The 20,331-nt window shown below is 47.1% G+C and carries 15 protein-coding genes; 4 read left to right on the top strand and 11 right to left on the bottom strand.

Going from position 1 to position 20,331, the window contains the following annotated elements:
* Window positions 1-14: 14 nt before the first annotated feature.
* The 5 genes from QZ331_RS01415 to QZ331_RS01395 form a co-directional block, all read right to left on the bottom strand.
* A complete protein-coding gene (locus tag QZ331_RS01415; protein WP_294627365.1) occupies window positions 15-713 on the bottom strand; it encodes a 16S rRNA (uracil(1498)-N(3))-methyltransferase in 699 nt (232 codons plus the stop codon).
* Window positions 714-737: 24 nt separating this feature from the next.
* Complete coding sequence (locus QZ331_RS01410) at window positions 738-1,988, bottom strand: nucleoside permease (protein WP_294627363.1); 1,251 nt, start codon at window positions 1,986-1,988, stop codon at window positions 738-740.
* Window positions 1,989-2,702: 714 nt separating this feature from the next.
* Complete coding sequence (locus QZ331_RS01405) at window positions 2,703-3,881, bottom strand: class I SAM-dependent rRNA methyltransferase (protein WP_294627361.1); 1,179 nt, start codon at window positions 3,879-3,881, stop codon at window positions 2,703-2,705.
* A gap of 40 nt (window positions 3,882-3,921) precedes the next feature.
* On the bottom strand, window positions 3,922-4,524 hold the full coding sequence (locus QZ331_RS01400) for a 3'-5' exonuclease (protein WP_294627359.1): 603 nt from the start codon (window positions 4,522-4,524) through the stop codon (window positions 3,922-3,924).
* 9 nt (window positions 4,525-4,533) lie between these two features.
* Entirely contained in the window at window positions 4,534-5,145 is a 612-nt protein-coding gene (locus QZ331_RS01395; protein WP_294627357.1) for a DUF5063 domain-containing protein, read from the bottom strand.
* A gap of 124 nt (window positions 5,146-5,269) precedes the next feature.
* Between QZ331_RS01395 and QZ331_RS01390 the strand changes: the two genes are divergently transcribed.
* Genes QZ331_RS01390 through trxB form a run of 3 tightly spaced genes read left to right on the top strand, consistent with a single transcriptional unit; the run spans window position 5,270 to window position 9,465 of the window.
* Window positions 5,270-7,792 carry a DNA translocase FtsK gene (locus QZ331_RS01390; RefSeq protein WP_294627356.1) on the top strand — a complete coding sequence of 841 codons (2,523 nt, stop codon included), beginning with the start codon at window positions 5,270-5,272 and terminating at the stop codon, window positions 7,790-7,792.
* Between the two features lie 36 nt (window positions 7,793-7,828).
* Window positions 7,829-8,473 (top strand): LolA-like putative outer membrane lipoprotein chaperone, encoded by a 645-nt coding sequence (locus QZ331_RS01385; protein ID WP_294627354.1) that lies wholly within the window; start codon window positions 7,829-7,831, stop codon window positions 8,471-8,473.
* Between the two features lie 41 nt (window positions 8,474-8,514).
* The gene (gene trxB / locus QZ331_RS01380; protein WP_294627352.1) at window positions 8,515-9,465 is read left to right on the top strand and encodes a thioredoxin-disulfide reductase; all 951 of its coding nucleotides are present in this window, start codon (window positions 8,515-8,517) and stop codon (window positions 9,463-9,465) included.
* A gap of 110 nt (window positions 9,466-9,575) precedes the next feature.
* Here trxB and QZ331_RS01375 read toward each other — a convergent pair whose 3' ends face one another.
* Complete coding sequence (locus QZ331_RS01375) at window positions 9,576-10,277, bottom strand: Crp/Fnr family transcriptional regulator (RefSeq protein ID WP_294627350.1); 702 nt, start codon at window positions 10,275-10,277, stop codon at window positions 9,576-9,578.
* A gap of 116 nt (window positions 10,278-10,393) precedes the next feature.
* Window positions 10,394-12,583: a glutamine synthetase III gene (locus QZ331_RS01370; protein ID WP_294627348.1), complete on the bottom strand. Its 2,190-nt coding sequence runs from the start codon at window positions 12,581-12,583 to the stop codon at window positions 10,394-10,396.
* 338 nt (window positions 12,584-12,921) lie between these two features.
* Between QZ331_RS01370 and QZ331_RS01365 the strand changes: the two genes are divergently transcribed.
* The gene (locus tag QZ331_RS01365) at window positions 12,922-15,033 is read left to right on the top strand and encodes a DUF5686 family protein (protein ID WP_294627499.1); all 2,112 of its coding nucleotides are present in this window, start codon (window positions 12,922-12,924) and stop codon (window positions 15,031-15,033) included.
* A 59-nt stretch (window positions 15,034-15,092) separates the two neighbouring features.
* On the opposite strand, the gene QZ331_RS01360 is transcribed toward QZ331_RS01365, so the two are convergent.
* From QZ331_RS01360 to QZ331_RS01345, 4 genes are read right to left on the bottom strand one after another with little or no spacing between them, the layout of a single operon-like run.
* Window positions 15,093-16,568, bottom strand: coding sequence for a thioredoxin family protein (locus tag QZ331_RS01360; protein ID WP_294627346.1), 1,476 nt, complete (start codon window positions 16,566-16,568; stop codon window positions 15,093-15,095).
* Between the two features lie 20 nt (window positions 16,569-16,588).
* A complete protein-coding gene (locus QZ331_RS01355) occupies window positions 16,589-17,650 on the bottom strand; it encodes an FISUMP domain-containing protein (protein ID WP_294627344.1) in 1,062 nt (353 codons plus the stop codon).
* A 23-nt stretch (window positions 17,651-17,673) separates the two neighbouring features.
* Window positions 17,674-18,702, bottom strand: a complete 1,029-nt coding sequence (locus tag QZ331_RS01350) for a hypothetical protein (RefSeq protein ID WP_294627342.1) — start codon at window positions 18,700-18,702, stop codon at window positions 17,674-17,676.
* Between the two features lie 35 nt (window positions 18,703-18,737).
* Window positions 18,738-20,321 carry a RagB/SusD family nutrient uptake outer membrane protein gene (locus tag QZ331_RS01345; RefSeq protein WP_294627340.1) on the bottom strand — a complete coding sequence of 528 codons (1,584 nt, stop codon included), beginning with the start codon at window positions 20,319-20,321 and terminating at the stop codon, window positions 18,738-18,740.
* Between the last annotated feature and the right edge of the window lie 10 nt (window positions 20,322-20,331).

Below are 20,331 nucleotides of genomic sequence, written 5' to 3'. Positions count from 1 at the left end.
CGATTGCCGGGGTATTATTGATTCAGCAGATTCAACGTGTGGCAAGCCACCAATGCTGCCGTTTCCGTGCGCAACCGCGATTTCCCCAGGCTGATAGGGACAAATCCCCGTCCGATGGCTTTCTTCACCTCCTCTTCGCTGAAGTCCCCTTCGGGGCCTATCAGTACAAGAGCGTCTTTTCCCGGTTGCAGAATCTCTTTTAATAAAGGTTTCTCCCCTTCATAGCAGTGGGCTATAAACTTCTGTCCTTCAAACTCCTGGGCGATGAATTCATCGAAACTTGTCATCTCGTTCAGTTTGGGCAGACGGGCTTTGAGCGATTGCTTGATTGCCGAAACGAGGATTTTCTCAATCCGTTCGGTCTTGATGACTTTACGCTCGGAGAAGCGGCAGTTGAGAAAAGTCAGCTCGTCGAACCCTATTTCGGTTGCTTTTTCTGCAAACCATTCGTTGCGGTCCATGTTCTTGGTCGGCGCCACGGCAATGTGCAAATGGCAGGGCCAAAGCGGCTGCTGGAAAATAGTCTCCTTGATGGCTACCTGGCAACGCTTGTTGGTGGCAGCCGTGATTTCAGCTTTATAGAAATTGCCCTTGCCGTCGGTGAGGGTGATTTCGTCTCCGATACTCAACCGTAAGACGCGGGTGCAATGCTGCGCCTCTTCTTCCGGCAGTTCGTTGCTTCTTTGTATATCGGGCGTATAGAATACGTGCATAATAATTTGTTGACTGTTTCTTACTTAATTAGTTTGACTCTCCCGTTGATGTTTGTATTTGAATACCAAAGCAAACAGCACACCGATGACCAGTGCATAAGTGGCAAACAGCAGCCAGATATCCGTCCATTCGCGGCTCACTAATTTGCCGTCGGCATATACGGAGAATGCATCCACCACCGCACCGCTGGCATATCCGCCGATGATGGCTCCCAATCCGTTGGTCATCATAAAGAACAATCCCTGTGCGCTGGCGCGGATGGAAGAGTTGGTTTCCTGTTCAACAAACAATGAGCCGGAAATGTTGAAGAAATCAAACGCCATACCGTAAACAATCATCGAGAGAATAAGCATCCACAATCCGTTGCCGGGGTCGCCGAAGCCGAACAGACCGAAGCGGAACACCCATGCAAACATACTGATGAGCATCACTTGCTTGATACCGAAATGTCTCAGGAAGAAGGGGATGGCAAGAATGAACAGCGTTTCGGACATTTGTGAGATGGACAGCAGGATGACAGAGTGTTTCACGCCGAAAGAATCCGCAAACTCGGGAATGCTGGCAAAACTGCCTAAAAACAGGTCGCCGTATGTATTGGTAATCTGCAACGCCGCTCCCAAAAGCATGGAGAAAAAGAAGAAAACAGCCATCTTCTTTCTTTTGAACAGTACCAGTGCATCCAGCCCGAAAGCGGAAAGCAGTGATTTGTTTTCCGATTTGGCAGGGCGGCACGCTGGCAAGGTGAAAGAGTATAATCCGAGGAATAGTGCGGAGGCTGCGCTTACATAGAGTTGTGCGCTTGAGTTTTTGAATCCGGTAAGGTCGACCGCCCACATGGCACAGATGAATCCGATGGTTCCCCACACGCGGATAGGGGGGAAGTCCTTGATTAAATCGCATTTATATTGTTCCAGAGAATTGTACGACACCGTATTGGCGAGTGATAGCGTTGGCATATATACCAGCAGGTTGAGCAGCATCGCCCAGTACATCTGGTCGTAAGTTGTCGCCGTAGAAGCATAGAAAAGGCAGGCGGCGCCTATGATGTGGCAAAGTCCGTATAACCGTTCTGCGTTAAACCATTTGTCGGCAATAATACCGATGATACCCGGCATTATCAAAGATGCAATACCCATTGTGGCGAAAATGGCTCCGATTTGTCCACCTTCGAAATGGAGCTCTCTTCCCATATAGCCTCCTAATGATATTAACCACGCTCCCCAAACAAAGAATTGCAGGAAGTTCATAATAATCAAACGCACTTTTATACTCATGACTTTAATAATTTGTGTTTCTCTTTTTTTTATTAATAATAGGTGCAAATATAGTATTTTAGTTGATTAGGTGAATAAGTAAACGGATAAAAAGGAGAGAAAATGGAATAATTCGGACTCATTAGGAATGAGGTATGCGAGGGCAGCAAAGGGAAAACGTATGCAAACGACAGGTCGTTTGTCTTCAAAGTACTAATAATAAAGTTGTTATGACTTAATCGCAAACTTCTCATCTCTTATATCTAAAGTTGTATTCGATTGCCCATAAACTATAAACGCAAGTTTCATTTATATAAACGAAGCTTTCATTTTTATAAATGAAGCCTTCATTTATAAAAACAAAGCCTTCGTTTATAGTTTGTAATTGGTAAAAACAAAGATTGTTGTTGTTTTCCGAAAAGTTTATCTATCATAGAGAATAACTTTACAATTAATCGTCTGAGAGTGGGATAGCGGTCGATTGAAGTGCGAGTGCCGCACGATTGCCACGGGAAATGACAAGGTAGTACGATGAAGCTATGTGGAACTGATTATGATTATGAGGGGTAGGTATATAAAAAAAGAAGGCTATCTATCCCAGACAGCCAATCTTTATTAACCTTAAATCTAATACCATGAAAAACACAGTGCAAAGATAAAGGGTTTTATGTTATACAACATACAGTTTTACTGTAAATCTTCTGTTTATTAACGCTAATTAACGTTATTGGGCGCTTATTCTACATAAAGTACCAATCCTTTGAGGTATTCTCCTTCGGGATGATAGATATTCACCGGATGGTCGGCAGGTTGGGTGAGTTGGTGCAGGATGCGCACGCTGCGTCCCGACATGGCGGCTGCGGTAAACACGGCAGTACGGAAATTGTCTTTCGTCACTACCTGCGAGCAGGAGAAGGTGAACAGGATACCGCCCGGTTTGATTTTCTCGAATGCTTTGGCGTTGAGTTTGCGGTAGCCTTGCAGGGCATTGCGCAAAGTATCCTTGTGTTTGGCAAAGGCGGGAGGATCGAGTATGATTAAGTCGTACTGGTCGCCCATGCGGTCAAGATACTTGAAGGCATCTTCGGCAAAAGCCTCGTGGCGCGGGTCGCCGGCAAAGTTCAGTTCTACATTCTTGTTGGTCAGGTCAATCGCTTTGGCGGAACTGTCGACGGAATGGACGAGTTTCGCGCCGCCGCGCATGGCGTAGAAGGAGAATCCGCCGGTGTAGCAGAACATATTCAGTACCGATCGGTCTTTGGCGTAGCGTTCCAGCAGGGAACGGTTTTCGCGCTGGTCGACAAAGAAGCCGGTTTTCTGTCCTTTCAGCCAGTCGACGTGGAATTTCAAGCCGTATTCTTGTGCGATGTTGTCGCTGCTTCCCCCTTTCAGGAAACCGTTTTCGGGGAAAAGGTCGGCTTTGAAAGGAAGAGTGGTTTCCGACTTGTAATAGATGTTTTCAATTTTATCGCCCATTACTTCGGATAGTGCGTCGGCAATGGCCATACGGTCTACGTGCATTCCTGCCGAGTGTGCCTGCATGACGGCGGTTTTCGCATAAACGTCGATAACCAGTCCCGGAAGATTGTCACCTTCGCCGTGTACAAGGCGGTAGGTGTCGTTCGTCGGATTGGTGGCGATGCCGATGCTGCGCCGCATATCGTACGCAATTTCCAGTTTGCGCTTCCAGAAATCGTGGTCTATGGGTTCCTGCCGGAACGAAAGCACGCGCACGGCGATGCTTCCGATTTGGAAATGTCCTTCGGCGATGAATTCCTTTTTGGAGGTGTACACCTCTACTACTTCGCCTTCTTCGGGTTCGCCGTCGAAACGGGCGATTGCACCGGAGAATATCCAGGGGTGAAATCTTTTGAGAGATTCTTCTTTGCTGGGTTTGAGGTAGACTTTATGCATGATGATAGTGATTGGTTTTTAAGTGATTGGTGATAGGTGATTAATCGTTTTCGTAATCGCCCGTCTGTTTCAGCTCTTCCAGCAGGTGGTAGATGTTGAGGCAAGCCCAGGCGTCGGTAGCGGCATATTGCTTTTGTCCGTCGCTCAGCACATCGGCTTCCCAGTTGGAAAGGCGTTGCGATTTGGAAATCTTTTCCTTGAACAGAATGGCGTAAATCTTTTGCAGGCTTTTGTCCTGAATACCGAACTGGCGTACATAATCTTGTAGTTCGATGCAGCTTTGCTGGCGAAAGGGTGCCCGTTTGTGCAGCATCATAAAGTCGTCCTTTAGGGAAAGGCCGACTTTTATCACGTCCGGATTTTCCAACAGCCCGACCAATGACGGGGTAAGTCCCGTCATGTTGAGGCGGAATAGGAAGCAGCACTCCTCGGAAGATATTTGCAGAAGGGCTACTTTGTGCGATTGTCCTTTGGTGAAGGAAGGGCGCGTTTCGCTGTCGAGGCCTACCACCGGGCGCGATTGCAAATAGGCTACCGCCTTCTCCGTTTCCGCTTCCGACTGGATGACGTAGATTCGTCCCGGAAAAACCGCTTTCGGGAACTCCTTCACTTCGTCTTTATCTATGGTTCTTCTTACAATCATTTTAGTTATCTATTCGTCTTCATGGCAGTGGCAGCCGTCATCGCAACAATCGTCATCGTGGCAATAGCAACCCTCTTCGTCATCGTTTTCCGCTTCGTCTTCTTCCTGCTGATTGTACTTCACGTCGTGGAGTGCGCGCAGCGTGTTTACAAGCTTTTGCCCCCACAGCATTCCGAAGTTCTCCTGGCAGAGAGCCAGTGAATCGTTCATCGTTTCGTTCAGTCCTAACTGGAATACGAAGATAAAATCCTTGATGTCCTGATAGATATCTGCCAAATCTTCCGAAATGGATTTTTTGATGGGTTGGTCGCTGTAAACCATATCCTGCACGAATACATCCAAATAATCGTCCTTGTCGCCCATCAGTTCCGAAAGGTTGATACGTAGGATTTCGTAGATTTCTTCTGTGACGTATGTTTCAAGGATTTCGTCCCCGATGGTCTCGCATTTGGGCAGCATGGATGCTTTGAGGTAGAGCAGGGGAAGTATTTTCAGGGAGGTATCGACGAAGTCGCTGCGCTTCGTGCGTTCGGCACGTTCGAGGAATGCGCAGAATTCGGCGGCTACCGTTACGAACTCAATTACATTTTTATCAAATATCGTTTGGCTTTCTTTTTCCATAATCAGCATTGATTTTGAAACGCAAAGGTAAGAAAAAGGATTGAATGAGCGTAGTGCTCGTTATTTTTTTATTATTTTTGCGGCTCAGAATCCGATTCCAATTTTATAAAAAGAATAAAGACTCATGGCAAAGAAGAAATTAGATAAGGAGACGGAATACGCTCCCTCTTCCCTAAGCAAAATCGTTGAAATATGGAAGAATGAAACCATGCATTTTGTCATCGGACTGATGCTGGTTATCTTCTCCGTTTATTTGTTGTTGGCTTTTTCCTCGTTCTTCTTTACGGGAGCGGCAGACCAAAGTATAATAGACAGTGGAAACCCGGCGGACTTGTCCGTAGTAGACAATCAGGTGAAGAACTATGCGGGTTCGCGTGGGGCACAGTTGGCGAGTTATCTGATTAATGACTGTTTTGGTATTTCCTCTTTCCTTATCCTCGTCTTTTTGGCGGTGGCAGGGTTGAAGTTGATGCGCGTGCGTGTGGTGCGGTTGTGGAAGTGGTTTATAGGATGTACGTTGCTGCTCGTTTGGTTCTCCGTGTTCTTCGGGTTTGCTTTTATGAGCCATTATGAGGATTCCTTCATCTATTTGGGCGGTATGCATGGATACAACGTGAGCCGATGGCTGATTTCGCAGGTCGGTGTGCCGGGGGTATGGCTGATTCTGTTGGTTACGGCTATCTGCTTCTTCATCTATATAAGCGCACGTACGATTGTCTGGTTGCGCCAGCTTTTCGCACTGAGTTTCCTGAAACGTATGAAGAAGGAGAAGAAGGAAAAGGTGGAAACAGCTCCAGAGGAGGAAGTTACCGCTCCCGAACCTGTTGTTCCCCAAACACAGGAAGTTGCACCGAAACCCGCGCCGACCTACGAACCTGCACCGTCTGCGCCGATAATGGAATCACAGGTTGATGGACCCGACGAACCCGAAGAGGACTTCCCGGCATACGAACCGGCAGGGATGGACGAGCCCGTCTATCCGTCCGACGAAACTGCCGGCGTGACGATGGTGTTTGAACAGGCTGTTTCCGAACCCGCTATGGTAGTGTCGCAACCGGTAAATATGACTGAGGACGAAGAGCCCGGATTTGAGGTCGAGCCTGCTACGCCGGAAGAAGAGTATCAAGGTCCGGAACTGGAACCTTATAATCCTACCAAAGATTTGGAAAACTACCATTTCCCTACAATCGATCTGATGAAGCATTTCGACAACGACGACCCCACGATTGATATGGACGAGCAGAATGCCAATAAAGACCGTATCATCAGTACGTTGCGCAGCTTCGGTATCGAAATCAGTACGATTAAGGCAACGGTAGGTCCTACGGTCACGCTGTATGAAATCACTCCCGAACAGGGTGTGCGTATCTCCAAGATTCGCGGGCTGGAAGACGATATCGCGCTGAGCCTTTCTGCCGACGGTATCCGTATCATTGCGCCGATACCGGGCAAGGGAACCATCGGTATCGAAGTGCCCAACAAGAATCCGAAGATTGTATCCGGACAGAGTGTTATCGGCAGCAGGAAATTCCAGGAATCCACATTCGACTTGCCTATCGTATTGGGTAAGACTATTACGAATGAGGTCTTTATGTTCGACCTTTGCAAGATGCCTCACGTATTGGTGGCGGGTGCGACCGGCCAGGGTAAGTCTGTCGGCCTGAATGCGATTATCACCTCCTTATTATATAAGAAACATCCTGCCGAATTGAAGTTTGTGCTGGTCGACCCGAAGAAGGTAGAGTTCAGCATCTATTCGGTCATCGAAAATCATTTCCTTGCCAAACTTCCCGACGGCGGCGAACCGATTATCACGGACGTGACTAAGGTAGTGCAGACGCTCAATTCGGTCTGTGTGGAAATGGATACCCGTTACGACTTGCTCAAAATGGCTCATGTGCGTAATGTAAGAGAGTACAACGATAAGTTTATCAACCGCCGTCTGAATCCGGAGAAGGGACATCGCTTCATGCCGTATATCGTTGTCGTCATCGACGAGTTCGGTGATTTGATTATGACGGCGGGCAAGGAGGTGGAACTTCCGATTGCACGTATCGCCCAGTTGGCACGTGCCGTCGGTATTCATATGATTATCGCCACGCAGCGTCCTACTACCAATATTATCACAGGTACGATTAAAGCCAACTTCCCTGCCCGTATCGCTTTCCGTGTGTCGGCCATGATGGACTCGCGCACGATTCTCGACCGTCCGGGTGCTAACCGTCTGATTGGTAAGGGAGATATGCTCTTCTTGCAGGGAGCCGACCCGGTGCGTGTGCAGTGTGCCTTTATCGATACGCCCGAAGTGGAGGAGATTACGAAATTTATATCTCGCCAGCAGGGATATCCTACGCCGTTCTTCCTGCCCGAGTATGTGAGCGAGGATAGCGGCAATGATGTGGGAGAAGTTGACATGGGACGCCTTGACCCCTTGTTTGAAGAGGCCGCACGGTTGGTTGTTATTCACCAGCAAGGTTCCACTTCGTTGATTCAGCGTAAATTCTCTATCGGTTACAATCGTGCCGGACGTATTATGGACCAGCTCGAAAAGGCGGGTATCGTCGGTCCTACACAGGGAAGCAAGGCGCGCGACGTGCTTTGCGTAGACGATAACGACCTCGAAATGCGCTTGAACAATTTGCAGTAACCCGCCGTTTATAGTAATCAATCACTTATGAATCGAATGGGAAAATACATTTTTACATTTTTAATCGTTTTACTATCATTGCCTGTGAGTGCTCAGCAGCAGTCGCAGGCTAAGGTTGTTCTTGACAAGACGGCTGAGGCCTTCCGCAAAGCGGGCGGTGTGCAAGCCGATTTTGTTGTAAAGACCGTCACGAACGGACTTGCAGAAGGGGCGGAGAGCGGAACTGTCCGGCTGAAAGGGGAGAAGTTTGTGCTGAAAGTTGCCGGTTTGGCCACTTGGTTTGACGGAAAGACGCAGTGGAGCTATGTGGCGAAGAACGACGAAGTGAACGTTAGTAACCCGACTCCGGAAGAGTTGCAGCAAATCAATCCATACACATTTCTGTACATTTATCAAAAAGGATTCTCTTACCGATTGGGAGAGACGAAAACGTTTCGTGGAAAAGCCGTTTGGGAAGTCATCCTGACGGCTAAAGATAAAAGACAGGAGTTGGAACGAATCACGCTTTTTGTGACGAAGGATGCTTACGAACCTCTCTATATGCTGCTTCAACAGCGCGGGCAACAGACGCGTAGTGAAATAACCGTTACGAACTATCAGACCCGGCAGCATTACGCGGATACGCTCTTTGTGTTCGACCCCAAGCAATATCCGGGTGCAGAGATTATTGATTTGAGATAAAGTGTTTTTTCTGAATAACAGAACAATTAAAGTATAATAAAATGGCAGAAATAGAAAAAGTGAAGTGCCTGATTATCGGTTCAGGACCTGCCGGGTACACGGCAGCGATTTATGCAGGACGTGCCAACTTGGCTCCGGTGCTTTATGAAGGATTGCAACCTGGTGGTCAGTTGACCACGACTACGGATGTGGAGAACTTCCCCGGTTATCCCGAAGGTATTAGCGGCCCGCAGTTGATGGAAGACTTGCGTGCACAGGCAAACCGCTTCGGAGCAGATATGCGTTTCGGAATAGCAACGGCAGCCGATTTGAGTAAGGCTCCTTATAAGATTACGATTGACGGAGAAAAAGAGATTGAAACGGAAGCGTTGATTATCGCTACCGGTGCGACAGCCAAGTATCTGGGACTGGAGGACGAAAAGAAATATGCCGGTATGGGTGTCAGTGCGTGTGCTACTTGCGACGGTTTCTTCTACCGTAAGAAAGTGGTTGCCGTTGTTGGTGGCGGTGATACGGCTTGTGAAGAAGCGGTTTATCTGGCAGGACTTGCATCGAAGGTATATCTCATTGTCCGCAAGCCTTTCTTGCGTGCTTCGAAGATTATGCAGGAGCGTGTGATGAATCACGAGAAGATTGAAGTGCTGTTTGAACACAATGCGGAAGGATTGTTCGGAGACAATGGCGTGGAAGGTGTGAAATTGGTGAAACGTCTGGGCGAACCGGACGAGGAACACTACAGCTTGCCTATCGACGGTTTCTTCCTGGCTATCGGTCATAAACCGAATTCCGATATATTCAAGGATTATATCGATACGGACGAGGTAGGGTATATCGTTACAGACGGTGGCAGTCCGCGTACGAAAGTTCCCGGGGTGTTTGCTGCCGGCGACGTTGCCGATCCTCATTATCGGCAGGCTATTACGGCGGCAGGTAGTGGTTGTAAGGCAGCTATTGAGGCAGAACGTTATCTTTCTGCAAAAGGGTTGATTTAAAGATTGGATACATGATACGAATAAGAGGGGACATTTTTGTGAAGTGTTCCCTCTTTTATTCATAATAAACATCTCAGAAAATCATCTCTTGACTGATGTTTACAAATCTATTATCCAATTTTGCTTATTTTCTTCAACTTCTCCTCTTCAATGATTTTTATTTTTCTTCCGTCGATGGTTATCAGTCTTTCCGTTGCAAACTGAGACAGCGTGCGGATGGCATTTGAAGTGGTCATGTTCGAGAGGTTTGCCAAGTCTTCCCGCGACAGGTAGATACTCAAGGTCGAGCCGTCCTCTTCCAGTCCATAGTTTTCTTTCAGGAAAATCAGAGACTCTGCCAAACGTCCGCGGATATGTTTTTGAGTCAGGTTGACGGTACGTTCGTCGGAGATACCGAGGTCGATGGAGAGCTGGCGGATAAAGAACATCGCCAGGTTGTTGTTTTGTACAATCAGGGTAGTAATGGCACTCATGGGGATGAGGCAGACAACGGAAGGCTCGAAAGCGGCTGCGGCAGTCACAAAATCCTGCTTGGCGAAATAGGCACGGTAAGCAAAGTATTCGCATGGTTTAATCATGCGGATAATCTGGCTTCTACCTCCTACACCGTCTTTGAAGATTTTGACCTTGCCGCTGATAAGACACATCAGATGCGAAGGTGTTTCTCCTTCACAATAGATGGTTTCATTTTTTTTGTAGGTCTGTATTGTGTAATTGTTCATCAGAAACTCCTTTTGTTCATTGTTCAAAGGAGCTAACATATCGGACAGCGGCTCCGAAATATCGATGTCTGACATATTCATTTTTACCATATATGCTACAAAACTGTGTTATACAGCACAAAAGTAAAAATAAAAAATGAAAAAAAGCACGTATTTATAAAAAGATTGCACAAAAGTGAAACCTTTCGTGCAATCCTGAAGACGTTTTATTTGGTAAATAACAGCTCCCTGTATTTGGGCAACGGCCATATTTCGTCGTCCACTTCCATTTCCAAATGGTCGATGTGGTCGCGTATCTGATCGAGATACGGGCGTACTTTTTCTTCGTAGGCAAAGGCGCGTTCCTTGTAGCTTTCGAGACGGTTGGCTACCTTTCTTGCTTCGGTCATTTCACGAACCAATACTTTGATGGAAGTCACCCGGTGCGAAATCTCACGAATCAGTTCCTTGCGGTCGGCGCTCAGCACTTCGTACTCTTCGGCGGAGAATATCTCTTTCAGTCCGCGAAGGTTTTCGAGCAATCGGTTCTGATAGGCAACGGCTGTCGGCACGATGTGGTTGATGGCGAGGTCGCCCAATACGCGGCCTTCAATCTGCACTTTCATGGTGTATTTTTCCAGTTCCACTTCCAGGCGGCTGTTCAACTCTGTCTCGTTGAAGATACGTTCGCCGATAAGTACGGCTTTCGATTGGTTGTCAACGTAGTGCATCAGGGCTTCGGGGACGTGGCAAATGTTGGTCAATCCGCGACGTGCAGCCTCCTGTTTCCATTCTTCGGAGTAGCCGTCGCCTTCAAAACGGATTGGTTCGGAGGCGATGATTGTCTCTTTCAGTAATCGGAAGATGGCTTCGTCCTTGCCTACTCCTTCTTCCATCAGTTTCTCTACCGATGCACGGAATTCGTTCAGTTGGTTTGCCATAGCGGCGTTGATGGCAATCATCGAGGCGGCACAGTTGGAAGAAGAGCCTGCGGCACGGAATTCAAACCGGTTGCCGGTGAAGGCGAAGGGCGAAGTACGGTTGCGGTCGGTCGTGTCGAGCAAGATTTCGGGGATGCGTCCGATACCTAATTTCAATGTCGTTTTTTCTTCGGGCGTCATCTTCTCGTTGCCTACTTGGCGTACGATGTCGTCAAGGGTTGCCGACAGTTGCGAGCCTAAGAAGCAGGAGAGGATGGCGGGCGGCGCTTCGTTGGCTCCTAAGCGGTGGCTGTTGCTGGCGCTCGTGATGGAAGCACGCAGCAGGTTTTGGTTTTTGTAAACCATCATCAGTACATTGACCAAGAAGGTGAGGAAGAGCATATTTCCTTTCGGATTCTTGCCCGGTGCAAACAGGTTGATGCCTGTGTCGGTGCAGAGCGACCAGTTGTTGTGCTTGCCCGAACCATTGACGCCACTGTAAGGCTTTTCGTGCAGAAGCACGTTGAAGTGATGCTTGCGGGCGATGCGTTTCATCAAGTCCATGAAAAGTTGGTTGTGGTCGTTTGCCAGGTTGCAATTTTCGAAGATGGGAGCTAACTCGAATTGGTTGGGTGCTACCTCATTGTGGCGGGTTTTGGCAGGAATGCCCAATTTGTGGCACTCTATTTCGAGTTCCTTCATAAATGCCGTGACGCGCGGAGGGATGGAACCGAAATAGTGGTCTTCCAACTGCTGGTCTTTGGCGGAAGAGTGTCCCATCAGTGTGCGTCCTGTGAGGCAGAGGTCGGGGCGTGCATTATATAAGGAAGAGTCGACAAGGAAATATTCCTGTTCCCAGCCCAAATTTGTATAGACACGGGTCACGTTCTTGTCGAACAGTTGGCAGACCTCCGTGGCCGCTTTGTCTACGGCGGCGAGTGCTTTCAATAGCGGAGTTTTGTAATCCAGTGCTTCGCCTGTGTAAGAGATGAAGATGGTAGGGATACAAAGCGTTGTATCTACCACAAAAGCGGGTGATGAAACATCCCAAGCCGTATAGCCGCGTGCTTCGAAAGTGTTGCGAATACCGCCGTTGGGAAAAGAAGAAGCGTCCGGTTCCTGCTGGATGAGCAGTTTTCCGGAAAAGCGTTCGATAACTCCGCTGTCTTCGCCGAACTCGATAAAACCGTCATGTTTTTCGGCAGTTCCGTCTGTCAGAGGTTGGAACCAGTGTGTGTAGTGGGTGACGTTGAGTGACTTTGCCCAGCTCTTCATGCCGTTGGCTACAAGGTCTGCCACTTCGCGGCTGATAGGCGTACCCTTTTCGATTGCATCAATCACAGCCTTGTAGGCCTCTTTCGGAAGATATTCCTGCATCTTCTTGCGGTCGAACACGTGGCTGCCATAATAATCGGAGAGTTTGGTGGAAGGAGCAGTTACTTCCAAAGGTTTCCGGTTGGAAAGTTCTTGTAATGCGAAAAATCTCATTTTAGACATAGATGGTCTGTTTTTTATTGGTTTATGGTGCAAAATTATGTGTTTTTTCTGAAAGTACCCCTATTTTGAAGGGGTATTTTGAAAAAAATAATCTATTTTTTTGAGGGGGTACCCTGAAATGGATTTTGATATCTTATTGTTGATGCGGATGCAAAGGTCGAAAAATAAAATGGGTGCGGCGAAATAAAATCGGGCAGTGGATGATAGGTCAATATTCTTTTTTATATTTGCCTACGTTAATGAAGGAGAAACAGCGATTGAGAAGTAAAATACTGATAGGATGCATGGTACTGTGTCTGTTTTCTTTTATATCAAAGGGAACGGCCGCCAACGGTGTGATGACTTCTTATGCCTATCGGGGTATCTCGGCCGACTCCGTCATCGAGCGCGTCATGACCTTCGCACCTTTCTACGAAACGATAGTTAGCGATTACCGTGCTAGTCTGTATATAAAAGGTAAGATGGACATTCAGAAACATAATTTTATTCTCCGCTATGTGCCTTCCATGTTCCGTTTGCAGAAAGGGGTGAACGAATATTTGCTCGAAACCTACAGCGACCTCCATTATACCGCTCCCAATATATACGACCAGAAAGTGAAAGCCTCGCAGGGAACGGTGAGGGGAAATAGGGGATTGCCGGGACTGCTCGAATATTTCAATGTGAACATCTACTCCTCCTCATTGCTGAATGACGAACGGCTGCTGTCGCCGTTGGCCAAGAACGGGCGGAAATATTACAGGTATCAGATAGACAGCGTGATGGGAGACCACAATAATCCCGACTACCGGATACGTTTTATCCCCCGCACAAAGAGTGACCAGTTGGTGGGCGGCTATATGATTGTCAGTGGTAATGTATGGAGTGTACGTGAAATCCGTTTCTCGGGACGGTCGGAACTGATTACGTTCACCTGTCGGATTAAGATGGGGGAGGTGGGAAAGAAAAACGAATTTCTGCCTGTGCGCTATGATATGGAAGCGCTCTTCAAATTCCTCGGAAACAGGGTCGGCGGCAACTACACCGCTTCTTTGGACTATAAATCCATCGAACTCAAAGAAAAGAAAACACGTAGGAAAGAAAAGAAGAAGTATAATCTGTCGGAATCGTTTTCCTTGAAGTGTGACACGAACGCTTACAAGACGGATGCTTCGACCTTTGCCGTCATGCGCCACATCCCTTTGGAGGAGAGTGAGAAGAAATTGTACCGCGACTATAAACTGAGGCGGGATACGGCCACCGTGCGAAAGCCTTCGAAAAGCCAGACTTTCTGGGGAACAATGGGAGACCTGATGCTTGAAGATTATAAATTCAACTGGTCTAATATCGGAAGCGTCCGTTTTTCTCCGTTTATCAATCCGCTCCTGTTCAGTTATAGCGGAAGCAATGGTTTGTCCTATCGGCAGGATTTTCGTTACAACCGTCTGTTTGCGGGAGACAAGGTGCTCCGTGTCGTGCCCAAGCTCGGTTATAATTTCACCCGGAAGGAGTTCTACTGGTCGGTGAATGCCGATTTTGAGTATTGGCCGCAGAAGCGCGGATTCTTTCGTCTGAACGTGGGCAACGGCAACCGCATTTACAGCAGCAAAGTGCTTGACGAACTGAAAGCCATGCCCGACAGTATCTTCGACTTCAATCAGATTCATCTTGATTATTTCAAGGACTTGTATTTCAATTTCCGCCATACGCTGGAGGTGGTCAACGGTCTGGATATCGGTCTGGGTTTCTCCGCCCATAAGAGAACTGCCGTCAAACCTTCCCGTTTTGTGATAATCGGCGATTATCCCATGCCGCCTCCCGAATTTATGGAGAGATTCAAGAATACCTACATCAGTTTTGCTCCCCGCATCCGGGTGGAATGGACGCCGCGCCTCTATTATTATATGAACGGCAAGCGGAAGATAAACCTGCGTTCGTTCTATCCTACCTTCTCCGTCGACTACGAGCGGGGATTCAAAGGTGTATTTAAAAGCACGGGCGAATATGAGCGGATAGAGTTCGACCTCCAACACCGAATCCGGTTGGGGCTGATGCGCAATATCTGTTATCGTTTCGGGTGCGGTGCATTCACCAATCAGAACGAACTCTATTTTGTGGACTTTGTAAACTTCTCGCGCCGTAACCTTCCTGTGGGATGGAACGATGAAATCGGCGGCGTGTTTCAGTTGCTCGACGGACGGTGGTATAACTCCTCGCGCCGTTACGTACGCGGACATTTCACTTACGAGGCTCCGTTTCTCGCTCTCCGACATCTGATGAAATATACACGTTATGTACAAAATGAGCGTATCTATGTCAGTGCCCTCTCCATGCCCCATCTTCATCCTTATATGGAAGTGGGATATGGTGTAGGTACGCATATCTTTGATTTTGGAGTTTTTGTGAGCAGTGAGAACTGGAGATTCGGGAAGATAGGGTGCAAGTTTACGTTTGAGTTGTTTAACCGGTAGTGATTATATAATTTGTGGGCGGTGAGTTTTGCCACACCGCCCACAAGATACAGAAACGATTAGTCGTTGCCTTTCACAGACTTCGCCCATTCCAGTAATTTCTCCGTGCTTTGGGCGCCTACCATTCGTTCTACGATGTTGCCTTCGTGGTCTATCATCAGTAGGGTGGGGAAGGCACGCACTTCGTACTTCTTAGCCAGGTCTTTGCCTTCACCCTTCTCCATGTTGATTTTGACATTGATGAAGTGGGCGTTGAAATAGTCGCCTACTTCCGGACGGGTAAACACATTGTTTGCCATCATGCGGCAAGGACCGCACCAGGAAGTGTAGCAATCTACAAATACCAGTTTCTTTTCCTCTTTGGCTTTTGCCAACAGGCTGGCGAAAGGAGCGTGCTGGAAGTCGATACCTTGCGAGGTATTCTTTTCGAGCTGTTCAATCAACTCCTTCAGACGTCGTGAAGTCGTTCCTTTTTCCCGTTCCGATGCACGTTGCAGATAGCTGATAAGTTCTTGCTTCTCTGCATCCTTCATGCCCGGCTGGGGGAGGCTCAACTCAACGAGCGAACGTATTCCCCGGTGGTTGTCCAAGTATTTGCCGTTTTCGTTCAGATATTGCAGAAGGTCGTGCATTTTTCTTTCACCGCGCAGCAAGGCCACGTTGTAAAGAATCTCACAAGCACAGGTGTCAGGCAATGCCGCTTCGCGCATTTCGCCGTGCAGGCGGTTGAGTGCTTCCGCATCGTATTCGGTGCTGCCGGTAGCGTAGCTCAATATCTCCGAGCTGAACAAAGAGGTAAGATAGCCGTTGACCTGTTTCTCGCCCACGTTCTTTATGAATAACGGTTTGTTGGCAACCATATACCGGTAGTAGGCGCCCTGGCGGTTTTTGTGGAGATGGGCGAATATCCAGTTTTCCGGTTGTGCATATTCCTTTTCCTCCATCATTGCCATATATTCTTTGGCAAGCGATTTGAATAGCGAGTCGGACCCTGCCACTCGAAGCGCTTTCAAGTAGTTGTAAAGGTCTTTTTTGGAGTATTTGCCGCTCTCGTATTTGAGACGGGTTCCTGCCAGCGACGTTTTCTTGTTGAGCGACAAGTCTACCATCTCTTTAAACTCCGGCAGCTTGCTTCCTCCTTGTATGCGCTGTATCACTTCCCCCTTGTAGTTGAGTATCAGATATTGCGCGAATACGTCTACGCCATACTCTTTTCTTATTTCCTTCCCTTCGGGCGAAGACATATCTACAAACAGGTTGACGAACGTTTTGTCCATGTGGCGGCAAAACTCCTCGTCGCTGAACACAAACTGGTTCATACCCAGGCAGGGAGCCGCCCAGTCTGCATGGCAGTTGACGAATATCAGCTTCTTTTGACGATAAGCATCTTTGCAGGCCTGCTCCAACGAATGTACATAATTCATTTTCACTTCACGGGTTTCGTCTCCGTACATTTCCCGTTGACGGTTTTGTGCGTATCCTGTCCATGAAGCCAGCAAGCACACGGTTAATAAAGTCAATACTTTTAATTTCATATTAAAATAGTTTGTTAAAATTATCTTGCATCTTTTACGCAACGTACGCTGTAGCATACTGGGCGTCCGTTGCTGTCCAACCGGGTAGTTCCGCGCCATATCATCGGTGAGTAGAGAGCTACTTGGCGTATGATACCTTGTCTTACGTTTTCCTGGCTGCTACCTTCGTTGTCGTCCGAATTGGTATTATTGCCGACATGGACGGTAGTCCACTCTTCGTCGGTCCAGAAGTAGCCGCATTCTCCCTGATGAATGTATTGGTGGCTTGAACTCGACCAGGCATTGCAACCGCCCATCTTGGCTTCGAATAGGGCGGAACCGCCTGCCTTGATGAAGTCTCCGCAACCGTCTCCACGCCATGCGTCTATCTTTTCCAGTTCGGAGGCAGGCATACCCAATGTGGTTTCCAGCTTCATCCAGTCTTTGTCCGAAGGTAGTCTCCAGCCTTCGGGCACCGCCTTTCTGGCTGCATCCAATGAGTAGAGCAGTCCGTATGTTTTTGAATATTCGCCGTTGGTGGCTTCTGCATCCCTTAAATGCGCTTTGGCTGCTTCTTTGATGAATTGCGGTTTGAGTTTTTCTTTTTCTTCGGATATTTTTTCGTTTAATAGGTTGAAAAATACGGTGTATCTTCTTGTTACTGATAAAACAAGAGATTGTGTATATCCTGCTGCACCATTTTCCAGGTTGTTGAGATAACCTCTCATTTTATTGATGTCCATATTCGGTTGTTGCACACTCCAGTCATGATTGGGGCTGTCTAATAAATCGCCATAGATTTTGATGAATTGCTGATTGGTAATCGAAATTGTTATTTTATTAAAATCAAAAATCAATTCATCCCAAGTAAAGCATCCTTCGTAAGAACCTTTGTCCAGGTGGTAGGCAAGATTGTCCATCATCCATATCTGGTCGCCTATTTGTACACATCTGTACACGTGTCCGTCGCGTTCGTCTACAAAGTCTTCCACCTGTCCGACTTTGGATGTGTCGAATGAAATTGCATCGTCATTGTTGCACGCACTTACTAATAGAAGTGATAGCAGTGACATGAGTATTTTAGTATTTATTATTCTTTTCATAATCATAATTTTTTTGTCGGGAATTAAAATTTGATGCCTAATACATTATTAATATAATTGGCAAGAATTGTGTATTTCTTCATTACTAAGGGAGACTCTCCATAACGTCCTAGAAACTCTTCGCTACCGATTTCGAGCATTTGATCTATGTAATAAGCTATATCTTCGTCGACTTTTTCCGGAGAATTTGAGTGGTCGAGACTCTTGCTGTAATTACCGCAAATGAATCCGAACCGACCTATTTGTTGAAATACAATCGTACGTTCTTTTTCAAAATCTTCAACGGAATTTATTCCTGTTTTGAATCCCCACCTTATATATTCTTCACACGTGCCTTCTTTATAGAGAACTGTGGGGCCCCAGTAAGTTCCAGGGTGTTCCCTTCCCCATTTACAGCCCAACTCTTCTACCCATTCTTTACCATAATATTTGTTTTTATCGGAAACCTCTCCGAATTGGCTGATAATATCCGCGTTTGCCATCACTTTAGCTTTTACCATACCAAGCAGGACTGACGGAATTGTCTCTATAGCCATATTGGGAACTTTGGGGATTACAAGTGTGCGGAAACCGAACCAGAATTCGGGCTTTTCAATTGTATTTTTATTTAGGTCTTTTATAGTTAACATACTTGGCAGGAAAATGGAAAAGGGGCGCATCGGCTTGGAAGATTGTTCCAGAAACACTTCTATAAACTCCAGCCCTTTCATTTGGAGTTCCGGGTCGGTATAATAATCGACAGTGTATTGGATTGCTCGGTTAGTGTGCGAAGAGAAACTCCAGTTCAGGTCGAGGGTTTCATAACGGTAGACAGGTTTTCCATCGTTATCGTTGTAGATAAATGTCTTTGATATAGTATCATTAAAAAACACAGGAATCCCATATTTCTGAAAAATCAGATAACGACGATGCTGTATAGGGTCGTTAGGGTTGTCTTCAATGACGTATGGAGAGGAAAAATCAATTTTGTTTTCCAATATCTCTGTGTCGTCGCACGCTATTAGCAGGACAGACAGTAAAAAAAGGCTGTATATGATATGTATGTATTTCATAATTCTATGCTGTTTTTAATGAAAGACTGTTGATGTTATTGTTCGGGTGTCTCCGTTTCTTCTTCGGTGTCGGCTTTCAGTGGTTCTCTGCTGTCGCGGGGGTTGTCTTCCATCGGTACATTATCGAACTGGATGACAGATTCCGGCAGGGCAAACGTGTAGGCCTTGTCGTTTTTCTCCAAACGGAATGTCTGTGTATGAGATACTCCCTTGTCGCCGCAGACGTGATATACGTGGATGATTTCTTTGGAGTAAGGATAAGACTCACATACAGCATATCGCCGCAAGTCGAACCAGCGATGTCCCTCAAAACAAAGTTCTTTCCGACGTTCGTTGCGTATCTGGCTTACCAATTCTTCGCCGGTGTAGCTTTGTGGAGTGTACCCTTCGATGCGTTGTTTGCGAAGGGCGTTCAGCGTTTGATTGGCTTCCTCTGTTTTCCCTTGTATGGCGCAGGCTTCCGCTTTGTTCAGATAGGCTTCTGCCATTCGGAGGGTGAATACATCGGAGATATGAGAAACCATACTTCCTTTTTCGTATTTATTTTTCATGATGATGCTATCGCCGGTTGCCAATAGCTTACCGAAGAAGCAGTCGCGGCGGCAGTCGTTTTCGTCATACATATCATACAACTCTTTTGTCACGCAGAAATCACCCGGTCTTGCCATGAATACAAGATCGGTGACGAGCGAGTTGTGTCCTTGCGAGAAGAGAATCTCCGGATTGTCTTCCGTCAGGAAGGCCTTGTCAGAAGTAAAGGTTTGGATGGAACTCAGTGTAGCTGCTGTGCTTTTCATCACTTCGTCCGCCTCTTTTTCTGCCTTTTCCCACTCTTGCATATACAGATAGACACGGCTGAGCAACAGTTCTGCAGATTCTACCGATGCACGGTGCAGGCGGTGGTGGTCGGCTTGGGGACTACGGGTCAGACACTCTTTTGCTTGGAGCAGGTCGGCGATGATTTGGGCATATACTTCCTTGAGTGTAGCCCGGTGAAACTGTGTGTCCTTGTTTTTATCGTGTTCAACGTAAGGAGTCAGTTTCAGAGGCACGCAGAGTTTGGTGTTGCAGGTGGCCGGTGTATATGCATCGCCGTAGAGATTGGCAAGCATGAAATAGAATTGGGCGCGCAGGAAGTAGGCTTCGCCGTGTATTCTTATGTAGGCAGAGAGTTCGTCGTCTGTTTCATGCGGCAGTTGTGTAATTTCATCTAAAAGGATGTTTATCACATTGATTCGGTTATACAAATCATTCCATGTCGCATTATCGTTCCGAAAATAAGAAGCATCGAAGTTGCTTCCTATGCGTAGCTGCCATGCATAAATTCCGTATATGGAAGAGAGACAGGTACCCCAGGTTTTGCTGGTTTCGTCACCAATGCTTCCGGTGTTGACATCATCATCCAGTATGTTGAGGAAACCGGCAGTCCGGTGAATGGTAGGTCCTTCGGACATCGCTTTACTTTTGATGTACACTCCTCCTAATAATACTTCGTCAAGGTCGTACACCGTTTTGGCTACTATCATCGTTTGGGAGTAGGCACTGAGGAAGTCGCTGCAAGAGGTTCCCGTCAGGATAATGGCAAGTGTTAGGGTAATTGTATATAATATTTTTTTCATATTCATCCGT

The organism is uncultured Bacteroides sp. (genome assembly GCF_910586915.1).
Classification (GTDB): domain Bacteria; phylum Bacteroidota; class Bacteroidia; order Bacteroidales; family Bacteroidaceae; genus Bacteroides.
Note: the sequence above shows the minus strand (reverse complement) of the source record. Positions and strands in the feature narration are given on the sequence as shown.

Coding starts and splice junctions, on each gene's coding strand:
- QZ331_RS01345 (WP_294627340.1), bottom strand. CDS start 20,321: ATGAAAAAAATATTATATACAATTACCCTAACACTTGCCATTATCCTG.
- QZ331_RS01390 (WP_294627356.1), top strand. CDS start 5,270: ATGGCAAAGAAGAAATTAGATAAGGAGACGGAATACGCTCCCTCTTCC.
- QZ331_RS01415 (WP_294627365.1), bottom strand. CDS start 713: ATGCACGTATTCTATACGCCCGATATACAAAGAAGCAACGAACTGCCG.
- QZ331_RS01375 (WP_294627350.1), bottom strand. CDS start 10,277: ATGGTAAAAATGAATATGTCAGACATCGATATTTCGGAGCCGCTGTCC.
- QZ331_RS01365 (WP_294627499.1), top strand. CDS start 12,922: ATGACTTCTTATGCCTATCGGGGTATCTCGGCCGACTCCGTCATCGAG.
- QZ331_RS01385 (WP_294627354.1), top strand. CDS start 7,829: ATGGGAAAATACATTTTTACATTTTTAATCGTTTTACTATCATTGCCT.
- QZ331_RS01395 (WP_294627357.1), bottom strand. CDS start 5,145: ATGGAAAAAGAAAGCCAAACGATATTTGATAAAAATGTAATTGAGTTC.
- QZ331_RS01410 (WP_294627363.1), bottom strand. CDS start 1,988: ATGAGTATAAAAGTGCGTTTGATTATTATGAACTTCCTGCAATTCTTT.
- trxB (WP_294627352.1), top strand. CDS start 8,515: ATGGCAGAAATAGAAAAAGTGAAGTGCCTGATTATCGGTTCAGGACCT.
- QZ331_RS01360 (WP_294627346.1), bottom strand. CDS start 16,568: ATGAAATTAAAAGTATTGACTTTATTAACCGTGTGCTTGCTGGCTTCA.
- QZ331_RS01355 (WP_294627344.1), bottom strand. CDS start 17,650: ATGAAAAGAATAATAAATACTAAAATACTCATGTCACTGCTATCACTT.
- QZ331_RS01370 (WP_294627348.1), bottom strand. CDS start 12,583: ATGTCTAAAATGAGATTTTTCGCATTACAAGAACTTTCCAACCGGAAA.
- QZ331_RS01350 (WP_294627342.1), bottom strand. CDS start 18,702: ATGAAATACATACATATCATATACAGCCTTTTTTTACTGTCTGTCCTG.
- QZ331_RS01400 (WP_294627359.1), bottom strand. CDS start 4,524: ATGATTGTAAGAAGAACCATAGATAAAGACGAAGTGAAGGAGTTCCCG.
- QZ331_RS01405 (WP_294627361.1), bottom strand. CDS start 3,881: ATGCATAAAGTCTACCTCAAACCCAGCAAAGAAGAATCTCTCAAAAGA.